Here is a 5,969-nt window from a genome sequence, read left to right as displayed (position 1 = left end):
TGGTTTCTTCAGGTACGTCATCAATGATCTGCTGTCTAAAATCACCGCGGCCAATCTGAATTTCAATACAATTTTTATTTCCTCTCTTTCAATACGTCAACTAATTCCTTTCTCAATAAATCAAGTTGTCTTTCGAACATTTCTATAGTTTCCTTAATTGGATTATTTATGTTTTCAACATTTGCATTTATACTTGATGCAGTTACACCACAATTTTCATAAAAGTTGTTTGTATTGTTAAGCACTTTTTCTTCGCTAAAATTCTTTAACCCTTCAAAAGTTACTTCCAAAGCATTAGCAAATTCTTTTAACTTTTCGTCTCCAATATTGATAGATTGTTCAATTTTAGAAACAGCTTGTTTAGAAATCCCCAATTTATCACCTAATTCTGATTGAGTCCAACCTCTGAGTCTTCTTATTTGCTCAACTTTTCTTCCTTTATGATGTGATACTGAGTTCGTTATTACTTCCATGATTTAAGTTTATTTTTTCGTCAATTCTTTTAACATTTCTAACTTTTCCCTTTCACTTGTAAGTAACCTTTCGTACAACTCCACCACTTTATCAATAGGACTAAAAACCTGATGAATACCATGTCCATTCTCATGTATTGTTACATTCTCCAATTTATTATCAATACTATAAAAAGCATGATTTTCATTGAACTCTTTGATAATCTCAGGGGTTAAATTTAAAATTTCTGCAATCTTTATTATTATTACATCTTCAATTAATTCTGAATTTTCAAGAATAGAAAATTCAGATTGAGACATGCCAAGTTCTTCTGCTAAAGTTTCCTGTTTGAAACCCTTTAAAATTCTTAGTTTTTGAATATTCTTTCCTATATGAGGCATAACATTTTTTTCCAATTTCTAATTTTTACTGTAAACTTATAATAATTATCAACCCAAAACAAATAAAAGTCAACCTAATTTTCTTTTTCTAAAATATGAAATTCACTTCATTTGTTTTAGAAAATGATAGAATGTAATTAAAATCAAATTTATAAAACCTTTAATTATGAAACAATTATTAATTGCCCTTTTATGGGTGGGTATTGCTATACCTTTTAATGTACAAGCACAAGAAATCGTGACCGTAACTGGAAAAATCACGGTAGAAGATACCGGAAAACCACCTGTGGGGATCATCACCATTAACGAAAAAGGAGTGGCAGACTATCTGGTTTTTGGTAACAATATAGGAACCAATCATCACACCTTTATGGAAAAAGATGGCACCTTTAAGTTTACGGTTCAAAAAGGAGCAACGGTTGTTATAAAAAACGGAAGAGTAAGGTATGAAGACCCTCTACCTATACAAAACATCACCGAAGATCAGACAGTTGAAATCAAATTAAAGAAAATGGCCCGTCCAATAAAAACTGACATACCTGATGAATTTGAAAAAGACTTTAACATTTATAAAAGAGTTAGAATTGCCGGAAAAGTCACGGACAGTAAGAACAAGCCAATAGGAAATACTACAGTTTACCAAAATAAGGCAATTAACGAAAGAGGTGCTAATAATCATACTGTAACTGATAATTACGGCAATTTTTCATACACCATACAAAAAGGTAGCTATTTGGGTTTTGCTTCACCAGGTATGGAATACAAGCATATCAAAATCATAAAAGATACTACCATGACAGTGACATTAAACAATAAAATGTAACGGTCTAAATAATATAATCCTTCAAACTGACAGGGGTATCGTTTTCATAATACATTATTTGGTTGGTAAATACCCCGCCCTGTGCAGATGTTCTGTCTGCACAAGGGCTTTAAGGACAAAAACATTAGATGCTGAACTTAGTTCAGTTTCCAAAAAAGATGTAGTGCTAAAAATTCCAAAACAGACTTGGAATAAAAAAAGAAAAACCCTTAAAAAGCTGCAACTTTTTAAGGGGGTGAATAGAAAAACAAATGTTTAACCAATCATTTCATTTACAAAATTATGAAAATAAATTTTCACCATAGGCGGTATCTCTGCCTAGCCGTTGGATTATTGTTATACCTAATAAATTATGGCAATGCTTTTGCGCAAAATACAATCACCTTAAAAGGAATAGTAAAAGACTCAGAAGCGCCATTATCCGGAGTAACCGTTAGGGAAAAAGACACCAACAATGGCACAATGACAGACGAAAACGGAAAATATTCGTTACAGATCAGACCCGGTAGTATTGTAGTCTTTAGTTTTATAGGTTACAAAACACAAACCCACATAATCAATGAAACTACTTTAAGCATCACCCTACAGCCTGACCAAGCCGTATTGGACGAAGTTGTGATTAACGCAGGATATTATAACGTTAAAGACAGAGAACGTACCGGCAGTATAGTCAGAGTTACGGCAAAAGACATTGAATTTCAACCCGTCATCAACCCTCTGCAAGCCATTCAAGGACGAATGGCTGGCGTGAGTATAACACAGAACACCGGTGTACCGGGAGGGGGTTTTGACATCAAAATCAGAGGGAGAAATAGCTTATCCGCAAATTATACAGGAAGAAACAACCCGCTTTATATTGTTAACGGCATCCCCCTAAATGAAATGCCTGCTTCTGAAAGCTCCGGATATTCTATCTCTTTGTTTAATTCATCTATCAGCGTGCTCAATGCGATTAATCCCAATGATATTGAAAGTATAGAAATACTCAAAGATGCCGACGCAACGGCTATATACGGTTCACGTGGAGCGAACGGAGTGGTATTGATAACCACCAAAAAAGGTAAAACAGGCGAAACTAATTTCACGATTTCATCATCTACAGCATTTAGCAAAGTTGGGCGTTTTATGAAAATGATGAATACCGAACAATTTAACCAGATGCGAAACGAAGCTTTTGCCAATGATGGTATAACAGCATATCCCATCAATGCTTATGATATGACCGGTGCATGGGACAAAAACCGTTACACTAATTGGCAAAAAGAATTAATAGGTGAAACAGCGATAGACAATACGATTTCCTTGGGCGTATCGGGCGGTAACGAATTTACCCGCTTTAACGTAAATACATCTCACAATGAAAGCACAACTGTATTTCCGACAGACAAAGGATATAAACGCAACTCTGCACTGATTAGTTTTAGCCATCAGAGTGAAGACAACCGTTTGCAGCTTGGGGTTTCCACTGCATATTCTACTCAAAACAATAATCTCCCGTCCGCAGATTTAACTAAAAAATCACTGGAGCTTCCACCTAATGCTCCGGCTTTGTACAACGAAGACGGAACCTTAAACTGGCAGGACGGAACTTTTCAGAATCCACTGGCTCAACTCAATAAAACTTACGAAAATAATACTAAAGCATTGGTGCTAAATCTGGATTTGTCTTATAATCTGTTTTCCAATACTTATTTAAAACTAAATGGAGGGATAGCTACAAATAACTTTACAGAAAAAGTACTTACCCCACACACCATTTATAATCCCTCATTAGGATATACCAGCGAACGGTCACAGTCACAAAAATCGAACTTTGAAACACTATCTTATATTATTGAACCCCAAATACATTGGCGTAAAAAATGGAATAAACATTCGTTTGATGTTCTAACGGGAGCCACTTTTCAGACTATAGATAACCAAAAGTTAATTATAGCAGGTGTAGGGTTCAGCTCCAACGCTTTAATTTCCAATATAAGTGCCGCTAATAATAAAGTGGTCAGCCAGGTTGGAAACTCTCAATACAAATATGCTGCTTTGTTTGCTCGTCTTAATTATATCTTCAATGACAGATACATTCTTAATTTGACCGGAAGAAGAGACGGTTCCAGCCGTTTTGGCCCTGATAACCGCTTTGGAAATTTTGGAGCAGTGGGTACGGCATGGCTGCTTACCGAAGAAAGCTTCTTAAAAAATACTAGTTGGCTGAGTTTTGGAAAATTAAGAGCAAGCTACGGAACTACCGGAAGTGATAATGTAGGGGATTATGCTTACTTAGATACTTATACCATAAACAATCAGATGTATGACGGAGAAACCGGATTATATCCTTCACGTTTATACAACCCAAACTACAGTTGGGAAAAAACCACAAAGCTGGAGGTCGCTTTAGAGTTGGGATTATTTAACAACCGTATCAATACTGATATCTCCTATTATAAAAACCGATCGTCCAATCAATTAATCGGGCTTACCCTGCCCTCAACAACCGGTTTTGAGTCTATTACGGATAATTTTCCAGCTACAGTAGAAAATACCGGATGGGAGTTTACCTTAAACACGATGAATTTTCGAAACAACAGTTGGCAGTGGGTTACAAATTTTAATATTTCCTTTCCTAAAAATAAACTAATTGCTTTTCCTGATATCGAAAACTCTACCTACAGAAACACCTATATCATCGGCAAGTCTATCAACTTGGTAAAACTGTATCACTACGAAGGGATTGATTTGGAAACTGGAATGTATAAAATTACTGATTATAATCGTGATGGTAATTTAAGCAGAGATGACAAACAGATAGCTAAAGAAATCGGAATACAATATCACGGCGGGCTACAAAATACAATTACTTATAAAAGCTTTTCACTGGATTTTTTGTTTCAGTTTGTTAAACAGACCAATTATAATTTTCACGCCAATTACAGATATATTGGAGAGCTCAGTTTTAATCTTCCTGTAGAAATGTGGGATAGGTGGACTATTGACAATACCAAAGCTGATTATACTTTTGCTTCCAGTGGGGGAAACTTTGATTTACAGATGCTTTACAATTATATGACCCAGACCGATCGGGTCATTAGTGACGCTTCCTTTATTCGGTTAAAAAATGTAGCGCTTTCTTATAAGCTGCAAATATCCAAAGCTAAAATAGACTCCCTTGTATTATATGTGCAGGGGCAGAATCTCTGGACGATAACCAATTATTTTGGTATGGATCCTGAATCTGTGTTTCCCGGAAATCTCCCTCCTTTACGCACTTACGCATTTGGAGTTCAATTAACTTTTTAAATGGAATTATCATGAAAAATAAAAAAACCATACTATTGATTATCATATACTTACCCATAACACTACTGCTACCAACATTTCAATCCTGTGAACAGTTTGTAGAAATAGATTTACCTGACGACCAAATTAATACCGAAGATGTGTTTAAAGACATCAAGACTACAAAAGCTGCCTTGGTAAATCTTTATACAAGCATGAGAGAAGCTCAGCTGTTCAAAGGAGGATCCAATGGGATAAATCTGGACTTGAGTAAATATACCGACGACCTTGATGCTTTTACAGAAAGTGACCAAATGTACAATAACAATATTTCCCCTTCTGGTTCCCCTTCCGATTTGTACTGGACTAGAGCTTTTAAAAATATTTATGATATCAATGCCTTTATCAATGGATTAAATATGTCTGAATATATCTCTGAAAATGACAAGGAAGTGTTTTTAGGTGAAGCTTATTTTTTAAGAGCGCTGTATTATCAAAAACTTACTTTGTTATTCGGCAATATACCGTATATAACAAGTACGGATTATAAAGCTAATACCACTGTTTCCAAAATAAATACAGATGAGGTATTAAGCCTGATCAAACAGGATTTAATAAAAGCCAGACAGTTATTACCCAATGAATATAGAAATCCGGAGCGTTTTTATCCGAATAAACCGGTAGCTGAATTAGTATTGGCACAAACTTATCTGTTGCAAAAACAATATAAAATGGCAGAACAAACAGCTAAAACAATTCTTAACAATTCCTTTTTTAAAATTGAAAGTGATTTGGACAAGGTATTTAAAAAAGATGCAGCAAGTACGCTTTGGCAATTGAGCTCAAACAGCAGTTCTAATTTTGCTCCGACGGCTGACGCTTCAACTTATATTTTTGCATCTTTACCTCCAACAAACTATGCTCTTAGCACCAATTTTATTGCTATTTTTGATGGTAAAGATTTGCGTAACAGTTGGATCAAAGAAGTGACAAATGGCACAGTTTCCTATTTTCATGCCTAT

The 5,969-nt window shown here is 35.2% G+C and carries 5 protein-coding genes; 3 read left to right on the top strand and 2 right to left on the bottom strand.

The features are described from left to right. Positions 1–74: 74 nt before the first annotated feature. Together VNJ50_RS05495 and VNJ50_RS05490 are read right to left on the bottom strand one after the other, a co-directional pair. A complete protein-coding gene (locus VNJ50_RS05495; protein WP_325579812.1) occupies positions 75–473 on the bottom strand; it encodes a helix-turn-helix transcriptional regulator in 399 nt (132 codons plus the stop codon). Between the two features lie 9 nt (positions 474–482). Further along, entirely contained in the window at positions 483–869 is a 387-nt protein-coding gene (locus VNJ50_RS05490; protein WP_325579810.1) for a helix-turn-helix transcriptional regulator, read from the bottom strand. 151 nt (positions 870–1,020) lie between these two features. On the opposite strand from VNJ50_RS05490, the gene VNJ50_RS05485 reads away from it, so the two are divergent. From VNJ50_RS05485 to VNJ50_RS05475, 3 genes are all read left to right on the top strand, one after another. Beyond that, positions 1,021–1,677, top strand: a complete 657-nt coding sequence (locus VNJ50_RS05485) for a hypothetical protein (protein ID WP_325579808.1) — start codon at positions 1,021–1,023, stop codon at positions 1,675–1,677. 282 nt (positions 1,678–1,959) lie between these two features. Continuing rightward, on the top strand, positions 1,960–4,968 hold the full coding sequence (locus tag VNJ50_RS05480) for a SusC/RagA family TonB-linked outer membrane protein (RefSeq protein ID WP_325579806.1): 3,009 nt from the start codon (positions 1,960–1,962) through the stop codon (positions 4,966–4,968). A gap of 11 nt (positions 4,969–4,979) precedes the next feature. Continuing rightward, on the top strand, positions 4,980–5,969 hold a 990-nt coding region (locus tag VNJ50_RS05475), incomplete at its 3' end, for a RagB/SusD family nutrient uptake outer membrane protein (RefSeq protein ID WP_325579804.1).

This window comes from Gelidibacter sp., assembly GCF_035577925.1.
Classification (GTDB): Bacteria; Bacteroidota; Bacteroidia; order Flavobacteriales; family Flavobacteriaceae; genus Gelidibacter.
The sequence above is the reverse complement of the archived record's forward strand: the minus strand, read 5'-3'. Positions and strand labels throughout refer to the sequence as shown.